The 16,396-nt window shown below is 33.9% G+C and carries 13 protein-coding genes and 1 pseudogene; 8 read left to right on the top strand and 6 right to left on the bottom strand.

What is annotated here, in order from left to right; all coding sequences use genetic code 11:
• The 3 genes from LMD38_RS26695 to LMD38_RS26685 all read left to right on the top strand — a co-directional run bounded on the left by LMD38_RS26695 (position 1) and on the right by LMD38_RS26685 (position 3,183).
• On the top strand, positions 1-351 hold the full coding sequence (locus tag LMD38_RS26695) for a DUF2304 domain-containing protein (RefSeq protein WP_001121774.1): 351 nt from the start codon (positions 1-3) through the stop codon (positions 349-351).
• A gap of 343 nt (positions 352-694) precedes the next feature.
• Positions 695-1,675: a glycosyltransferase family 2 protein gene (locus LMD38_RS26690; RefSeq protein WP_016719047.1), complete on the top strand. Its 981-nt coding sequence runs from the start codon at positions 695-697 to the stop codon at positions 1,673-1,675.
• A 95-nt stretch (positions 1,676-1,770) separates the two neighbouring features.
• Positions 1,771-3,183 (top strand): oligosaccharide flippase family protein, encoded by a 1,413-nt coding sequence (locus LMD38_RS26685; protein ID WP_016719048.1) that lies wholly within the window; start codon positions 1,771-1,773, stop codon positions 3,181-3,183.
• 62 nt (positions 3,184-3,245) lie between these two features.
• Here the strand turns inward: LMD38_RS26685 and LMD38_RS26680 are convergent.
• Positions 3,246-3,713, bottom strand: a pseudogene (locus tag LMD38_RS26680) (short chain dehydrogenase); the annotation flags it as partial.
• A gap of 88 nt (positions 3,714-3,801) precedes the next feature.
• Between LMD38_RS26680 and LMD38_RS26675 the strand changes: the two are divergent.
• From LMD38_RS26675 to LMD38_RS26660, 4 genes are all read left to right on the top strand, one after another.
• The gene (locus tag LMD38_RS26675) at positions 3,802-5,355 is read left to right on the top strand and encodes an ABC-F family ATP-binding cassette domain-containing protein (protein WP_029141243.1); all 1,554 of its coding nucleotides are present in this window, start codon (positions 3,802-3,804) and stop codon (positions 5,353-5,355) included.
• 92 nt (positions 5,356-5,447) lie between these two features.
• A complete protein-coding gene (locus LMD38_RS26670) occupies positions 5,448-6,899 on the top strand; it encodes an ArnT family glycosyltransferase (protein ID WP_016719052.1) in 1,452 nt (483 codons plus the stop codon).
• 201 nt (positions 6,900-7,100) lie between these two features.
• Complete coding sequence (locus LMD38_RS26665) at positions 7,101-7,490, top strand: GtrA family protein (RefSeq protein ID WP_016719053.1); 390 nt, start codon at positions 7,101-7,103, stop codon at positions 7,488-7,490.
• Positions 7,491-7,526: 36 nt separating this feature from the next.
• Positions 7,527-8,498, top strand: coding sequence for a glycosyltransferase family 2 protein (locus tag LMD38_RS26660; RefSeq protein WP_016719054.1), 972 nt, complete (start codon positions 7,527-7,529; stop codon positions 8,496-8,498).
• Positions 8,499-8,527: 29 nt separating this feature from the next.
• On the opposite strand, the gene LMD38_RS26655 is transcribed toward LMD38_RS26660, so the two are convergent.
• The gene (locus tag LMD38_RS26655; RefSeq protein ID WP_061184145.1) at positions 8,528-9,400 is read right to left on the bottom strand and encodes a TetR/AcrR family transcriptional regulator; all 873 of its coding nucleotides are present in this window, start codon (positions 9,398-9,400) and stop codon (positions 8,528-8,530) included.
• 142 nt (positions 9,401-9,542) lie between these two features.
• On the opposite strand from LMD38_RS26655, the gene LMD38_RS26650 reads away from it, so the two are divergent.
• On the top strand, positions 9,543-12,659 hold the full coding sequence (locus LMD38_RS26650) for an efflux RND transporter permease subunit (protein ID WP_016719056.1): 3,117 nt from the start codon (positions 9,543-9,545) through the stop codon (positions 12,657-12,659).
• Positions 12,660-12,687: 28 nt separating this feature from the next.
• On the opposite strand, the gene msrB is transcribed toward LMD38_RS26650, so the two are convergent.
• From msrB to lrgA, 4 genes are all read right to left on the bottom strand, one after another.
• On the bottom strand, positions 12,688-13,653 hold the full coding sequence (gene msrB / locus LMD38_RS26645) for a peptide-methionine (R)-S-oxide reductase MsrB (protein WP_227585501.1): 966 nt from the start codon (positions 13,651-13,653) through the stop codon (positions 12,688-12,690).
• Between the two features lie 99 nt (positions 13,654-13,752).
• Positions 13,753-14,787: an AI-2E family transporter gene (locus LMD38_RS26640; protein WP_001166015.1), complete on the bottom strand. Its 1,035-nt coding sequence runs from the start codon at positions 14,785-14,787 to the stop codon at positions 13,753-13,755.
• Between the two features lie 325 nt (positions 14,788-15,112).
• Positions 15,113-15,805, bottom strand: coding sequence for an antiholin-like protein LrgB (lrgB, locus tag LMD38_RS26635; RefSeq protein WP_227585502.1), 693 nt, complete (start codon positions 15,803-15,805; stop codon positions 15,113-15,115).
• A 34-nt stretch (positions 15,806-15,839) separates the two neighbouring features.
• Positions 15,840-16,271, bottom strand: coding sequence for an antiholin-like murein hydrolase modulator LrgA (gene lrgA, locus LMD38_RS26630; RefSeq protein WP_000104901.1), 432 nt, complete (start codon positions 16,269-16,271; stop codon positions 15,840-15,842).
• Positions 16,272-16,396 lie beyond the last annotated feature (125 nt).

The following is a 16,396-nucleotide window of genomic DNA, read 5'->3' as shown; positions in this document are numbered from 1 at the left end:
ATGCCTATAATTACCTTTTCATTCATCTTTATTTTATTATTATTATTATTAATTATTAATTCTATTCGTCGCGGAACTTTAGAAACGAAATATGCTGTTTTATGGATTTTCGTTTGTATTGCAATGGCTATTTTAAGTTCTACCGATAAAATTATAAACTGGATTGGAAAACTATTAAAAGTAGAATACCCCCCTTCCATTTTATTTTTATTTGGATTATTATTCTGTTTCATCTTAATTTTTGACCTAACAAGAAAAATTTCTAAACAACATCATCAACTTGTAACATTAACGCAAGATTATGCGTTACTAAAGCAAAAATTAAATGCAACTGAGCCAGACAAAGACTAATCTAATAGTTCAAAGCCAATATAAAAAACCTCTTAATTTATTTCAAAAATTAAGAGGTTTTTTATTCTCAATAATAATTTATTCCCCTTCACAATCGTTCCGATAAATATACCCTACTTACTAACTAAGTAAAAATAGTATAAATAAGAATTTCTATGCAATAAACATATTAAAGCCGTTTGAAATACGAGAATTAACCATAAGCCACCACCTTTTTAATAGAAAGTTGATTTACAAAGTTTATATGCGTTAAAATTATACAGATGTTCTTGTAATCTTCTTCCTTTCAAAAGGCTTGTATATATGGTGCAAGACATAAAAAACTTGAGGAGATAAAAATTCTATGATGGAACAAAAACAACTTGTTTCTGTTGTCATACCTCTGTATAACACGGAAAAATATATTGAAGAAACGATGCAGTCAATATTAGATCAAACATATAAAAATATCGAAATTGTAATTGTAGATGATGGGAGTAAAGATCAGTCACCTTCTATCGTAAAAAATCTTGCTGAAAAATACCCAGGGCAAGTAAAATACGTTCATCAAAAAAACCAAGGCGTTTCAGTAGCCCGTAATACAGGTATAGAAAATGCTAGCGGAGAATATGTCGCTTTCCTTGATAGCGATGACTTATGGCATCCAACTAAAATTGAGAAGCAAGTCGAAAGTATGCATAAAAACGAAATGGACGCGTGCTATTGTGGTTATATGAATTTCTACGAAGAAACAGGCGAGAAGGTTGAACATACAACAAACTTTGTTAAAGGTGATATGACAAAAGCATTCCTAACACATCAAGTTGTTGCTCAAACAAGTACTTGGATTTTCAAAAAATCTATCGTAATAGATCATAACATTCGTTTTACACCAGGATGTAGTTGGGGCGAAGACTTGGAGTTTTTATTTAAACTTATGAGTGTGACAAATGTATGCTATGTCGATGAATACTTAACATATTACAGAATCTTATCAGAAGGAAATCTTTCTTCTAAATATAAAGATTATGAATTAAAAACGGCAAAAGAGCTGGAAGTATTCAATCGTATGAAAGACTGGGTACATAATAAATCTCAAGATTTCATTACAAAAGACCCTCAGTCACTTATTGAAATTCTTGAGACTTATTTATTTCCTTATACAGTCATCAATAACTCTTGTATATATATTAAAGAAAACTCTCAATTAGATAAATCACAAGTTCAATTAATCAAAAAAGATATAAAGAAATATTGCCGTAAAATCTATTCAAAGAATGGAAAGCGTAGTAAAAAACTATATGCAATGCTTTGGTTTGTACGAATTAAATTTCTGTTTTCTTAAACTGAAAATATAACGATACTCTCTTTCTGTGAACAAATTAAAATTACAAATAGGACAAGCTAACCGGGTCCTAAAGAATAGAAAGGTCTTTTCTCATGAAAACAAATAAAATTCTAAAAAATGCATCCTACCTCTTTGTAGGAAACATTACTGTTCGTTTTGTACTGGCTATTGCAACAATTCTCTTTGCAAGATATGTTTCACCAGATGAGTACGGGATGTTTACAGTTGCATTAGCAGTTTCCGCTGTCATTTGCTATTTTACGGATGCAGGTTTGACACATACGTTTATGCGTGAAGGAACAAGAAGCAACGCGAACATTAGCGTATTAATAAGCAGTTATTTACGAATTCGTTTAGTATTAGCTATCGTAATTTCTGTGCTCTTCGCCATTTTCGCTCAGTTCTTCTACACTGATGCTTACTTACGTGCCATGGTATATTGGGTCGTACTACCAACTATGTTTGGAGCTACTTTACAAGGGGTTGGGATGGCCTATTTCCAAGTAACAGAGCGTATGCAATTCACAGCGATTATTTCTGTACTACAAGGTGTGACGGCCGCAGCTGCTCTTCTGCTAGGGATGTCATTTAAATGGTCACTTATGATGGTTGCTGCTATGTACGGAATATCTAGCCTTGTAACAGGAGTCATTGCCTTTATAATGACAATCCGCTATACAACAATTCATAAGGGTTGGAATAAAGGCATTTTAGATCAATTACTTATTTTCACAGTCAATGGCGTTATCATTATGCTTTTACCGCAGTTAGGTCCTATTATCTTAGAAAAAGTTTCAACGAAAGCACAAGTTGGATTCTTTGGGGCTGCCTATAAAATACCTGCTGTACTTTACCAAATACCTGGTGTAATTGCAGCAGCCTTTTATCCAAAATTGTTTGCTTTTGGAAACGAAAATAATATTGATGAACATAGAAAGCTATCTCAATTCGAATTAAAGCTTATGTCTTTCTTAGGGATGGGAATTTCTATCCCGTTTATTGCCGATCCAAGTTTTTGGATTGTAACTCTATTAGGTGAAAAATATGCACCAGCTGGTGATGCCCTTGCAATTTTAGCCTTTATGGTCATTTTACAATCTATCAACTATCCGCTTGCTGATAATTTAACAACAGCTGGTCAACAATGGAAACGTGCAACAACTATGGCAATTGGATTAGCTGTCGCTATCATAAGTTACATCATATTAGGTAGCCAATTTGGAATGATGGGAGCTGCTGTAGCTGCTATCCTCACTGAGATTACATTATTAATCGGATTTTCATTATTCGTTCGTAAAGGATTTTCATTACTATTCAAAGGAATAATATTCAATACACTAGCATTTATAATTAGTTATGCAATATACCGCACAGTACTAATTAGCTTACCACCACTAGTAGCTTTAGTACTTACTGGTATATTGTATGGCATTATTGGCCTTGCAATTGATCCACAAATACGTGGATTAATTTTAGGGTTTGTAAATAAAAAGCTAGGTAGATAAACAATAACAAGGCAAGCTTCTAAATTGTAAATAGAAGCTTGTTTTTTACTTATATACAATTCCCCTTCATAATAAAAGGTTCTAGGTACAACCCCAATATATTTCTCGTACTTCTCTCCACTTAATACAACTGATTTTTCCGTCAAATATAGTATTTCCACAAATTCATTGATCTGCTTATCAAACAGATCAATGAACTAGATCATTCCTCTTTTTACAGTTATTATTCGTTTTGTATATCCCGTTAATTCCCGTATGTGTTAAATCAATTCCTCACCTGTAATGGCACCATAACCTGATATGTTCCAATTTTGTCCATAGGCCTCGTCATGTGAAGCTAATTCAACTATTGCTTTTGCACCATCTGGTGTAAAAATATATTCACGGGCAATCTTTTTATCTTCAACAAAGCTAGACATTTTATTTGCAAGTATTCCTTTTAATGTATGATGGACAAGTGTGTTTTCTGCATTTGGACCATAAAAGTCTGGGAAATGAGCAATAAACATTCGTACATTAGCTTGTTTTGAAAATATATACATTTTGAAATGATGGCATTATATGAAAGAATTTAGTATCATGATTCAAGGTACTATTTCAAGTTGGACGGAGGATACTATGAGCTTATTAACAGTTGAAAAATTAGGACATACATTTGGCGATCGTACATTATTTAAAGATGTATCTATGCGATTACTAGCAGGTGAGCACGTTGGATTAGTTGGTGCAAACGGTGTTGGTAAATCAACATTCATGAATATCATTACTGGTCAGCTTATTCATGACCAAGGTCGTGTAGAATGGACACCGGGCACACATTACGGTTACTTAGATCAACATACGGTTTTAACGCCTGGACGTACAATTCGTGACATACTAGCGGATGCATTTTTACCGCTATTTGAAAAGGAAAAAGCTTTAAATGAAGTTACAGAAAAAATGGGAACTGCTACACCAGAAGAACTAGAAGAACTTCTTGAGCAAATGGCAGAAATACAAGATGCACTTGAAGCAGGTGGTTTCTATTTACTAGATATGAAAATTGAAGAGGCTGCACGTGGTCTTGGAATTGATGCAATTGGTTTAGATCGTGATGTTTCAGCACTAAGCGGTGGACAACGTACAAAAGTATTGCTTGCAAAGCTATTACTTGAACAACCAGAAGTGTTATTACTTGATGAGCCTACTAACTATTTAGACGTTGAACATATTCATTGGTTAACAAATTATTTAAAAGAATACCCACATGCATTCTTATTAATTTCTCACGATACGGAATTTATGAACAAATGTGTTGATGTTATTTTCCATCTAGAATTCACAAAAATGACACGCTATACAGCGACATATGAAAAATTCCTAGAACTAGCAGAAATCAATAAAAATCAACATATAAACGCTTATGAAAAGCAGCGCGAGTTTATCAAAAAGCAAGAAGATTTCATTGCAAAGAACAAAGCCCGTTATTCAACAACAGGTCGTGCAAAGAGTCGTCAAAAACAACTTGATCGCATGGAACTTATTGATCGCCCTGAAACAGCAATTAAACCTGAATTCTCATTTAAAGAAAGTCGTGCAAGTAGTCGCTTCGTCTTTGAAGGTGAAAATGTAGAAATTGGATATACACATCCGCTACTACCAAAGCTATCAATGACAATTGAACGCGGTGAAAAAATTGCTATCGTTGGATGTAATGGTGTTGGTAAATCAACGTTACTAAAAACAATTTTAGGTAAAATTAAACCTTTAAGTGGTAAAACAAGTCTTGGTGACTTCTTAGAGCCAGCATACTTTGAGCAAGAAGTTAAAGCTGATAATATAACACCAATTGATGATGTATGGAATACATTCCCTGGCCTAGACCAGCATCAAATTCGTGCGATGTTAGCAAAATGCGGATTAAAAAATGAACATATTTCTCGCCCATTAAGTCAATTAAGTGGTGGAGAACAAGCAAAGGTTCGTTTATGTAAGCTAATGGGTGAAGAAAGTAACTGGCTACTATTTGATGAGCCGACAAACCATCTTGATGTTACAGCAAAAGCGGAACTTAAGAAGGCTATGAAAGCATATAAAGGAACAATTCTTCTTGTATGTCACGAACCGGACTTTTATGAAGATTGGATTACAAAGGTTTGGAACATAGAAGAATGGGCACAACAAAACTCTTAATTACCTAACCTGCCCTTTATACTGTAACTTAACGTACAAAGGGCAGTTAAGTTGAATCAGTAATAAATTTTGATAAGGGGTTTTCAAATATAATGGAAAGTACGTTCTCTCTCAAACTTAATACGTTTTTTGTGAAAATTTTATTAGTACTATGTCTAATTATTTCTGGTGCTATCACATGGCATTCGGTAGCAGTGATTAAAGAACATGATGATACTCGCCTCTTAGTTTTAGTACCAGTCCTTATTCTAATAGGTCTTGTATTTTTACTTTTTGGCTATATTTCGAATAAATATATGTCAAAATTGGCATTTTCTATCTCACTAATCATTTTGACTTTTTCTATTCGATTAATTTGGGTGCTCAATATTCAAACTCCTGTAGAAACAGACTTTGCAATGATGTACCATAGCGCTATACAAGCTGCTAAAGGAGACTTTAGTTTCGCACAAAATACTTATTATACTTCATGGGTTTACCAACTTGGATTTACAATGTACCAAGCCTTTATTATTAAGTTATTTGGCGAAGGGACGTTTCTCTTAAAATTTTTAAATATAATCTATTGTACAGGAACAACATTACTAATTTATAAAATAACTTCTTATATATTTAATGAGTGGTCTGGACGAATAGCTGGATTACTATATGCATTTTATATCCCAAGTATTGTATTGAGTTCTGTACTAACAAATCAACACCTTGCTGTATTTTTATTTTATCTAGGCTTCTATTTATTAATTACAAAAGGCCTAAGCAATAAGTATACGTGGATTTTTATAGGGGCTATCCTAGCTTTAGGAGACATCATGCGTCCACTTGGTGCTATAATCTTAATTGCAATAACTATATATGTCTTTTTGCAAGGTATATTAGGAAAATCAAGAAAAGAAATTTTTACTTCTGTAAAAAAACTTGGTGGCATTTTGATTGTATTTTTCCTTTTACATCAAATTGTAAGTTATTCATTTATATATTCCGGAATCACACAATATCCTCTATCTAATCGTGATCCGCTTTGGAAATTCACAGTAGGATTTAATCATGAAACAAAAGGTGGCTATTCTGGTACAGATGCGGAATATATTATGTCCCTTAAACTTGGCGAAGAACGAACTGCGGCTCAAAAAAAGCTAATTCAAGAGCGACTATCTGATCCACAGAAGGTTTTATCTTTATTTGGGGATAAATTTGTACTCATGTGGGCAGATTATGACTCCGCACCATTATGGAGCCTAGTAACATTGGAAAAGACAGATAAGGATATGGTGTCATTAAAAGAGGATCTTACAAAATATGAAAAGTATATGTATACTGCCGCTATGATATTTAGCACATTATCACTCCTTTATCTCATCCTAACTAAACAAAATAAAACACATTACACTCTATTTTTATTACTAATAATCGGTTATGTAGCTATTCATTTCTTAATCGAATACCAAACAAGGTACCGATACTTCATTATCCCTAGCTTTACAATAATTCAAGGCTACGGAATATATATTTTTTATAGTCTAATATCGAAAAAGAAATTCTCATAAAAAGAAAATAGGAAAATACCTTTCAAAATATTTATAATTGCCCTCAATTTTACTTATAATTTACATTTTGAGGGCAAATTTTTTATGATTAATTTCATTTAAAACTTGAAAATATGGTATAATTTTTATTTGTTGTATATGAATAACACTTCTATATTTTTTGTTTTACTTATATATTATTATAAACATGAGGATATTATTATGGAAAAACTCTTAAAGTTTGGCTTAGTAGGGATCTTTAATACACTCATTACAATTATTAGCTTTTGGATATTATTAAAATTCGGTATGAACTACCTTATTGCGAATACCATTGCCTATTCAATTGGTGTTGCCAATAGCTACTATTGGAATAAAAATTGGGTGTTTAAACCTAATAATAAAGGTAAAGGCTCGTCAATGTTCTTTAAATTTCTAACTGTAAATTTAATTGTATATGCTTTTAATACATTATGTTTATTTATATTAGTAAATAAACTTACCTTTAATGCATTAATTGCACAGATCTTCGCAATTGGTTTCGGAATGGTTATAAATTTTGTCCTTAATAAAATTTGGACATTCAACCAAACTAAAAAGGTGACTAATTAAATTTGAACAACTTATTAAAAATACGGAGGATGCAACATGCAAAAATTAATTTCGGTTGTAGTTCCTATGTACTTCGAGGAAGAAGTAGCACAAGAATGTTATAACCGTTTAAAGTCCGTTATGCTTCAAAATAACATTAATTACGAGTTTGTCTTTGTAAACGACGGTAGTACAGATCGCACAATGGAAATCTTATCTGAGATTGCAGCAAATGATTACCGTACAAAAATTGTTAATTTCGCACGTAACTTTGGTCACCAAGTAGCTGTTACAGCTGGTATTGCTGCCGCAAAAGGTGATGCTATTGTAATTATAGATGCAGACTTACAAGATCCACCTGAAGTTATTCCTGAACTTATTGCAAAATGGGAAGAAGGATATGAAGTTGTTTATGCAAAACGTAAGCAACGTAAAGGTGAAACTTGGTTCAAACTTTTAACAGCTAAGTATTTCTATAAGTTCTTAAACTACATGTCTGATATCGATATCCCAAAAGATACTGGTGATTTCCGAATCATCGACCGTAAAATAGCTGATGTTTTCAATCAAATGACTGAGCGAAATCGCTTCATCCGCGGTATGATGTCTTGGGTTGGCTTCCGCCAAACGTATGTTGAATATGAACGTGATGAGCGCTTTGCTGGTGAAACAAAATACCCATTAAAGAAAATGATTAAATTTGCATCTGATGGCATTATTGCATTTTCGACAAAGCCATTACGCATCGTTATGTCTTTAGGTTTATTATCAGTTCTTATTTCTATAATTGTCTTACTATATACAGTTACTGTGAAAGTCTTTGGACATGGAACGCAAACAGGTTGGGCGTCTATTATGGTTGCTATTACATTCTTTAGCGGTATTCAATTACTTGGTCTTGGAATCGTTGGCCAGTATATTGCTCGTATTTATGACGAAAGTAAAAACCGTCCGATTTATATCGTAAAAGAAACAATTAACATTGATGAAGAAGAGACTGCACTGCAAAAAGAAAAAGTGAATGCATAATAAAAAGGTAACAATGAAAACTATCATTGTTACCTTTTTATATTGTAATAGCTCATAAGCCTCAAACGAAATTCTTTTAAAGTTGGATATGCCTTTAAATTAAACAACATCCCTTGGATAACCGGAATTCTTGGATTTTGCATCCTCATTTCTGCCTCCAAAACATCTAATGTAACAAGCAATTCCTCATCTTCTAATTGATCCGCTAAAGTACGTTTAAACACAATAATTTCTTTTAAAAAATGTTCCTTAACCTGCTCCTTAATAAGCTCTGATTTACAAAGAAATTCTCCAAGCTTTTCTTCATGTAACACAGGTTCTTCTGAAGATTCTACCAATCCATCTACTAAATGATCCACTCTTTTCAAAATAAAAGCAGAGACGTAAGATAAGTCTATTTCTGGCGCTTGTAAAATAATTAGTTCTAAATATCCACGGCATATGCCTTCTACCATAATGACTAAATCCAATAAATATGGCATAACCTTATTACCATAAATAGACAGTAAACTATTCCGATAAAATGCGTGAGACTCTAACTTCATCCGCATCATAAATTCTTCTACTTCTTTATTAAAAGGAATCGCATTTTCCCTTGCATGCATAATAATAAATTCTTTATGCTTTTGTATATCATTAAACTGACAATGCAATTGTTTTGCAAATTTTTCACGTGGCAATAACGACTCTTTTTCAATATCCATCATTTTGTTTTGAATCTTGTCATAGTAATATCGAAGTGTCGCTAATAAAAGTTCCTCTTTTGATTTAAAGTATAAATAAAAGGCTCCCTTAGATATGCCACAAGCTGTCACAATTTCCTGCACTGATGTCGCATTTACACCCTTAGTCGCAAATAACTTCATAGCCATCTCTATAATTAAGCGCTCTTTTTCTTTCATATCATGTCTCTCCTAAATTTAATCTCGCATCTTATTATGAATGTATTATACCATCCCTTTTCATTGACGGCTGACCAATCAGTCAGTTATATTATGTATTAGACTGACCAGTTGGTCAATATAATACAAAGGGAGCGCAAACATGAACAAAATTATTAATTTTTCGTTAAAAAATAAGTTCGCAGTTTGGCTACTAACCATTATCGTTACCATTGCAGGTATTTATTCTGGGCTGAATATGAAGCTGGAAACAATTCCTGATATTACAACACCTGTTGTAACAGTAACCACGGTTTATCCTGGTGCTACACCAGAAGAAGTAGCTGATAAAGTTTCAAAACCGATGGAAGAGCAACTGCAAAATTTAAGTGGTGTAAACATTGTTAGTTCATCATCTTTTCAAAATGCATCTTCCATTCAGGTAGAATATGATTTTGATAAAAATATGGAAAAGGCTGAAACAGAAATAAAAGAAGCTCTCGCAAATGTGAAACTGCCAGAAGGCGTAAAGGACCCGAAAGTTTCACGTGTGAACTTCAATGCCTTTCCTGTAATTTCATTAAGCGTAGCAAGTAAAAATGAATCTTTAGCTACCTTAACTGAAAATGTAGAAAAAAATGTTGTTCCAGGATTAAAAGGACTTGATGGGGTCGCATCTGTTCAAATTTCAGGTCAACAAGTAGATGAAGTACAACTTGTCTTCAAAAAAGATAAGATGAAAGAATTAGGTTTAAGTGAAGATACTGTAAAAAATGTAATTAAAGGATCGGACGTATCTTTACCACTTGGTTTATATACATTTAAAGACACAGAAAAGTCAGTTGTTGTAGATGGAAATATTACAACAATGAAAGCATTAAAAGAATTAAAAATCCCTGCCGTTCCTTCATCAGCAAGCGGTCAAAGTAGTCAAAATGCCGGAGCTGGTACACAAGTGCCGCAAATGAATCCAGCCGCTATGAACGGGATTCCGACAGTTACATTAGACGAAATTGCTGACATTAAGGAAGTTGGAAAAGCAGAATCTATTTCTCGAACAAATGGAAAAGAAGCAATTGGAATTCAAATTGTCAAAGCTGCTGACGCGAACACAGTTGATGTTGTAAATGCTGTTAAAGATAAAGTAAAAGAACTTGAGAAAAAATATAAAGACTTAGAGATTATTTCAACATTCGACCAAGGTGCACCTATTGAGAAATCAGTAGAAACAATGCTGAGCAAAGCCATTTTTGGTGCTATCTTTGCGATTGTTATTATTATGTTGTTCCTACGAAATATCCGAACAACATTAATCTCTGTCGTTTCCATACCACTTTCTTTATTAATTGCTGTATTAGTCATCAAGCAAATGGATATTACACTTAACATTATGACGCTCGGAGCAATGACAGTCGCTATCGGGCGCGTTGTGGATGACTCCATTGTTGTTATCGAAAATATTTACCGACGTATGTCGTTATCAGGAGAGAAACTACGCGGGAAAGATTTAATTCGTGAAGCTACAAAAGAAATGTTTATTCCGATTATGTCTTCTACCATTGTAACAATTGCTGTATTTTTACCGCTTGGACTAGTAAAAGGTATGATTGGTGAAATGTTCTTACCATTCGCTTTAACTATCGTCTTCGCTTTATTAGCATCGTTGCTAGTAGCAGTTACAATCGTACCGATGCTAGCTCACTCTTTATTTAAGAAAGAGAGCATGAGAGAAAAAGAAGTACATCATGAAGAAAAACCAAGTAAATTAGCAAATATTTATAAACGCATACTTGCATGGGCTTTAAATCACAAAATTATTACATCAAGTATCGCTATCCTTCTATTAGTTGGTAGTCTTGCACTTGTGCCAATCATTGGTGTAAGTTTCTTACCATCTGAAGAAGAAAAAATGATCATTGCAACATACAACCCTGAACCAGGTCAAACGTTAGAAGACGTTGAAAAAATTGCAACGAAAGCTGAGAAGCACTTCCAAGATAATAAAAACGTCAAAACAATTCAATTCTCATTAGGTGGCGAAAACCCAATGAGTCCTGGTCAATCAAATCAAGCAATGTTCTTCGTACAATATGATAACGACACGAAAAACTTCGAAAAAGAGAAAGAACAAGTCGTTAAAGATTTACAGAAGATGTCTGGAAAAGGTGAATGGAAAAACCAAGACTTCGGGGCAAGTGGCGGTAGTAACGAAATCAAGTTATACGTTTACGGAGATAGCTCAGAAGACATTAAGCCTGTCGTAAAAGATATTCAAAACATAATGAAGAAAAACAAAGACTTAAAAGATATAGACTCTAGTATTGCAAAAACATACGCAGAATACACTTTAGTCGCAGATCAGGAAAAGCTAAGTAAAATGGGTCTAACGGCTGCACAAATTGGAATGGGACTTTCTAATCAACATGATCGCCCTGTTCTGACAACAATTAAAAAAGACGGTAAAGATATCAATGTATATGTAGAAGCTGAAAAACAAAATTATGAAACAATCGATGACTTAACAAATCGTAAAATTACAACGCCGCTTGGTAATGAAGTGGCTGTAAAAGATGTGATGACTGTAAAAGAAGGAGAAACTTCGAATACAGTGAAACACCGCGATGGCCGTGTTTATGCGGAAGTAAGTGCAAAACTAACATCTGATGACGTTTCAAAAGCATCAGCCGCAGTTCAAAAAGAAGTAGATAAAATGGATCTTCCTTCTGGCGTAGATGTTTCTATGGGAGGCGTTACAAAAGATATTGAAGAATCATTCAAGCAACTTGGCTTAGCGATGTTAGCTGCGATTGCTATTGTATACTTCGTTCTTGTCGTTACATTTGGCGGTGCTCTTGCACCATTCGCAATTTTATTCTCGCTACCATTTACAATCATTGGAGCTCTTGTTGCCTTATTAATCTCTGGTGAAACGTTAAGTGTCTCTGCAATGATCGGTGCCCTTATGTTAATCGGTATCGTTGTAACAAACGCAATCGTGCTTATCGACCGCGTTATTCATAAAGAAAATGAAGGTCTATCAACACGTGAAGCTTTATTAGAGGCTGGTGCAACACGCCTTCGCCCGATTTTAATGACTGCAATTGCAACAATCGGTGCTCTTATCCCGCTCGCATTAGGATTTGAAGGTAGCGGCTTAATTTCTAAAGGACTTGGTGTAACAGTAATTGGTGGATTAACAAGTTCAACATTATTAACACTTCTTATTGTTCCAATCGTTTATGAAGTATTAAGCAAGTTTAAAAAGAAAAAAGTAAAATAACAAAAAAATAACCTCGCTAACTGCGAGGTTATTTTTTATTTCCAAACAAGATTAGGAAATCACCATAGCCTTCTTTTTCTAATTCCTCTTTTGGAATAAATCGAAGAGCTGCTGAATTTATACAATAGCGAAGTCCATTCGGTCCTGGACCATCTGGAAATACGTGCCCGAGATGTGAATCTCCTTCCTTACTTCTCACTTCTGTACGCGTCATATTATGACTCACATCCATTTTTTCCTTCACACTAGCTGACATAACTGGCTTCGTAAAACTAGGCCATCCACATCCACTATCAAATTTATCTAGAGAAGTAAACAAAGGTTCACCTGAAACGATATCTACATAAAGACCTTCTTCTTTATGATTCCAATACTCATTTCGAAATGGTGGTTCTGTACCATTTTCCTGTGTTACATAAAATTGCATCTCATTCAGTTTTTCCTTTAAATGAGCATTATCCTTTGGCCAATGTTGCTTAATAAACGCCTCTCGCCCTGAGCCCTTACGGTATAACTCGTAGCGGAATTCATTTTTCTTATGATATCCTTGGTGATATTCCTCTGCGGGATAAAACGTAGCAGCTGGCAATATTTTTGTCGCAATCGGCTTTGAAAAGCGCCCACTCCTTGCAAGCCCTTCTTTTGAAGCCTCTGCTTTTTTATGTTGTTCTTCATTATGATAAAAAATCACTGTTTCGTAAGACTGTCCGCGATCGTGGAATTGCCCACCTACATCAGTCGGATCAATTTGTCTCCAATATATATTTAATAACTCTTCATACGGCATTTTATTTGCATCAAATGTAATTTGTACTGCCTCATAATGTCCCGTCGTTTCTGAACATACTTCTTTATATGTTGGATTCTCTTTATGACCACCTGTATAGCCAGAAACAACCTTTATAATTCCTTCCATCTCTTCAAATGGCGAAACCATACACCAGAAGCACCCTCCAGCAAATGTAGCTAATTCTACCTTTTCATTTACAGCCATTCTTTCACCCCTATTCTATCTTCTCCTTACAGTATGGCATAAGAAACATCATGTTATAAAAGAAAAAGCATCGAACATCGATGCTTTTTTCTCTTCACTTTATTTTTTCCCAGCGTCCTTCTCCATTTCATCACTTGTCACATCTAAGACATCTAATAAGAAAATGAAGATTGGAATACCGATAATTAATCCCCATACACCTAAGAAGTGTTCCGAGAAGATTAATACCATAAACGTATAGAAAATTGGTAAGTTTGTTTTTTGCGACATAAACTTCGGATTTAACACGTAACTTTCAAGCGCATGAATGACTGTTACGATAACTAAAATATAAACAACGTACATAATACCGCCGATATTGTAAGCAATCATACAAAGCGGGAATAACGAAATGATAACCCCAGCTACTGGAATTAAACCAAGTAAGAAGATCATTAACGCTAAACCTAATAATTGTGGGAATCCTAATATCCATAATGCAATAACGGATAAAACGCAGTTAACAACTGCAATTAAAAATTGTGCTTCGATTACTTTTCCGAATGAACGTGCAAATTTCTTACCGAAGTACTCGATTTCAGTATAGAAAATTGCAAGTCTGCTCTCTTTAAATTTTGCAGTAAAAGCAACGATACGAGCTTTCTCCAATAAGAAAAATAAACTTAAAATTAAAGAAAGTAACACTTGAAGGCCAAATTTCCCAACATTCGTAATCGATTTATACAAAATGTCAACGCCTTGTCCTACATACTTCGAAAGTTCCATATGATTAACAGCATTAACTGCATACTTAATTAATTCACTGTCCGGTGGGTTTCTTAAAAATACGTTAAATTGATAAATCAATTGTGAAATTTGTATCGTTAATACTGGTAAATATTTAAATAGCGTAATAGCAATTCCGCCAATTAACATAACATATAGAAATGCTATAATGAGCTTTCGATTAATGGGCATAAAGTGGTCTAATTTGCGAGAAATAAACTTTTGGAATCGATCCATTAAATACGTAAGAATAAACGTAATTAATATTAAATTCAACATACTTTGCAGCCCATATAATACGAGAGCAAGTATTACTAATACGAGTAACCTCTGAAATCCTTTGCTTTGAAACAGGTTTTTTATTTGCATAATCGACGAGTACTCTCTCCTGTCCTATAAAGTAAAACGTTAATAAGTAGATTTTTCTCTCTTTTCTACTTTTAATTATTCATTCATATTAAGATTTTTATAAGCTCATTATACGCCTACCTTAGCAGATCTATAGTAGCTTACTTCTTATTTTACAATACAATGACCTAATTCAAAACGTATTCTACACAGTATTAATGAAGATTTAAGGAAACTTACATTTTTTCAAAATAGGTCTTACCACTACTGTAACATAAAAAGCAAGCTATCAGTAGAAATCTGTCCTACAAATAGCTTGCTTTTCTCATTTTTTAAGTAAGTTTTACTATCCAATGAATGGCATGAACATCGGTATGACAACTACCGTTACAACTCCAACTACTGTTACAGCAATACTTGCCATAGCTGCCTCTACTTCACCCATTTCAATTCCTACTGCCACTCCTAATGCATGACCTGCTGTTCCCAGTGCTAAACCTTTTGCAATTGGATGTTTCACTCTAAATGTTTTTAAGAATAACGCTCCTAATGCGTATACGATAACTGCGTTAAAGATTACTGCAAACGATGTAATTGCTGGTATACCACCAATACTTTCAGAGATTGGTAACGCAATTGCTGTTGTTGCCGCTTGTGGTAACATTGAATTCATTACTGCTGTATCTAGGCCAATTGCTTTTGCAACAATGAACACGACAATTACTGAACAAATAGATCCAACCACGATAGCTGATAAAATTTGCCACCAATATTTTTTCAACTTATCCACTTGTTTATATAATGGAATTGCAAACGCGATTGTTGCTGGCTCTAAGAAAAAGCTAATCATTTTTCCACCAGTATTATATTCTTCGAAAGTAAAGTTACCTATTTTTAAAAAGACAATCCCTAATACCATCGCTACGAATAATGGTGTGAATAAGAAGAACCCTTTTGAATGCTTGAATAATAATGTTCCGATTCCGTATGCGATTAATGAAACGACGATTCCGAAATATGGAGTCATTGTGCTTGCCATGTTCATTCCCTCCTAACAATATATACTAAAATGGTTACGCAACTTTTCCGTGCTTGCGTCCTTTATTTACTACTTTCAATTCTTTTGTATCTTCTGTTTCTTTTTCATCTTTTCCTAAAATAAATTGTGCAAATAATCCTGTTACAGCGAGTAAAATAACTGTCGCGACAACAATTACAGTTAAAATTTGTACAAAATATTGTCCCATTACACCAAGAGAATTAATAACCGAAATACCTGATGGGACGAAAAGGAATCCGATAATACCCGTTAAAGCTGTTCCAAGTGATTCAACTTGTTCCAATTTAATAACCTTTAAACATAATAGACTAAATAAAATGACTAACCCGATTACCGATGAAGGCATCGGAATTGGTAAATGTGTTGCAATAATATTAGAAATTAACATAATAGCTGAGAATATGAATGCTTGTGATAAGAAACTATATACTTTTTTCGTACTCATTTTGGCCACCTCTTTCGATTTGGTACCTTTATTGTATAGGATATAACCGCCTTGGTAAGCGTTTACATAACAGAACGTCAAATATACAGAATCAGTTACAAATATAAAAGGATGAAATACAAAAG

Source organism: Bacillus pacificus, from assembly GCF_020861345.1.
Classification (GTDB): domain Bacteria; phylum Bacillota; class Bacilli; order Bacillales; family Bacillaceae_G; genus Bacillus_A; species Bacillus_A pacificus.
The sequence above is the reverse complement of the archived record's forward strand: the minus strand, read 5'-3'. Positions and strand labels throughout refer to the sequence as shown.

What these genes read in the sequence shown, in the direction of transcription:
- lrgB (WP_227585502.1), bottom strand. Translation starts at nt 15,805, where the DNA reads ATGGCAAGCACAATGACTCCATATTTCGGAATCGTCGTTTCATTAATC.
- LMD38_RS26690 (WP_016719047.1), top strand. Translation starts at nt 695, where the DNA reads ATGATGGAACAAAAACAACTTGTTTCTGTTGTCATACCTCTGTATAAC.
- LMD38_RS26685 (WP_016719048.1), top strand. Translation starts at nt 1,771, where the DNA reads ATGAAAACAAATAAAATTCTAAAAAATGCATCCTACCTCTTTGTAGGA.
- LMD38_RS26695 (WP_001121774.1), top strand. Translation starts at nt 1, where the DNA reads ATGCCTATAATTACCTTTTCATTCATCTTTATTTTATTATTATTATTA.
- LMD38_RS26670 (WP_016719052.1), top strand. Translation starts at nt 5,448, where the DNA reads ATGGAAAGTACGTTCTCTCTCAAACTTAATACGTTTTTTGTGAAAATT.
- LMD38_RS26650 (WP_016719056.1), top strand. Translation starts at nt 9,543, where the DNA reads ATGAACAAAATTATTAATTTTTCGTTAAAAAATAAGTTCGCAGTTTGG.
- lrgA (WP_000104901.1), bottom strand. Translation starts at nt 16,271, where the DNA reads ATGAGTACGAAAAAAGTATATAGTTTCTTATCACAAGCATTCATATTC.
- LMD38_RS26675 (WP_029141243.1), top strand. Translation starts at nt 3,802, where the DNA reads ATGAGCTTATTAACAGTTGAAAAATTAGGACATACATTTGGCGATCGT.
- LMD38_RS26665 (WP_016719053.1), top strand. Translation starts at nt 7,101, where the DNA reads ATGGAAAAACTCTTAAAGTTTGGCTTAGTAGGGATCTTTAATACACTC.
- LMD38_RS26660 (WP_016719054.1), top strand. Translation starts at nt 7,527, where the DNA reads ATGCAAAAATTAATTTCGGTTGTAGTTCCTATGTACTTCGAGGAAGAA.
- msrB (WP_227585501.1), bottom strand. Translation starts at nt 13,653, where the DNA reads ATGGCTGTAAATGAAAAGGTAGAATTAGCTACATTTGCTGGAGGGTGC.
- LMD38_RS26655 (WP_061184145.1), bottom strand. Translation starts at nt 9,400, where the DNA reads ATGAAAGAAAAAGAGCGCTTAATTATAGAGATGGCTATGAAGTTATTT.
- LMD38_RS26640 (WP_001166015.1), bottom strand. Translation starts at nt 14,787, where the DNA reads ATGCAAATAAAAAACCTGTTTCAAAGCAAAGGATTTCAGAGGTTACTC.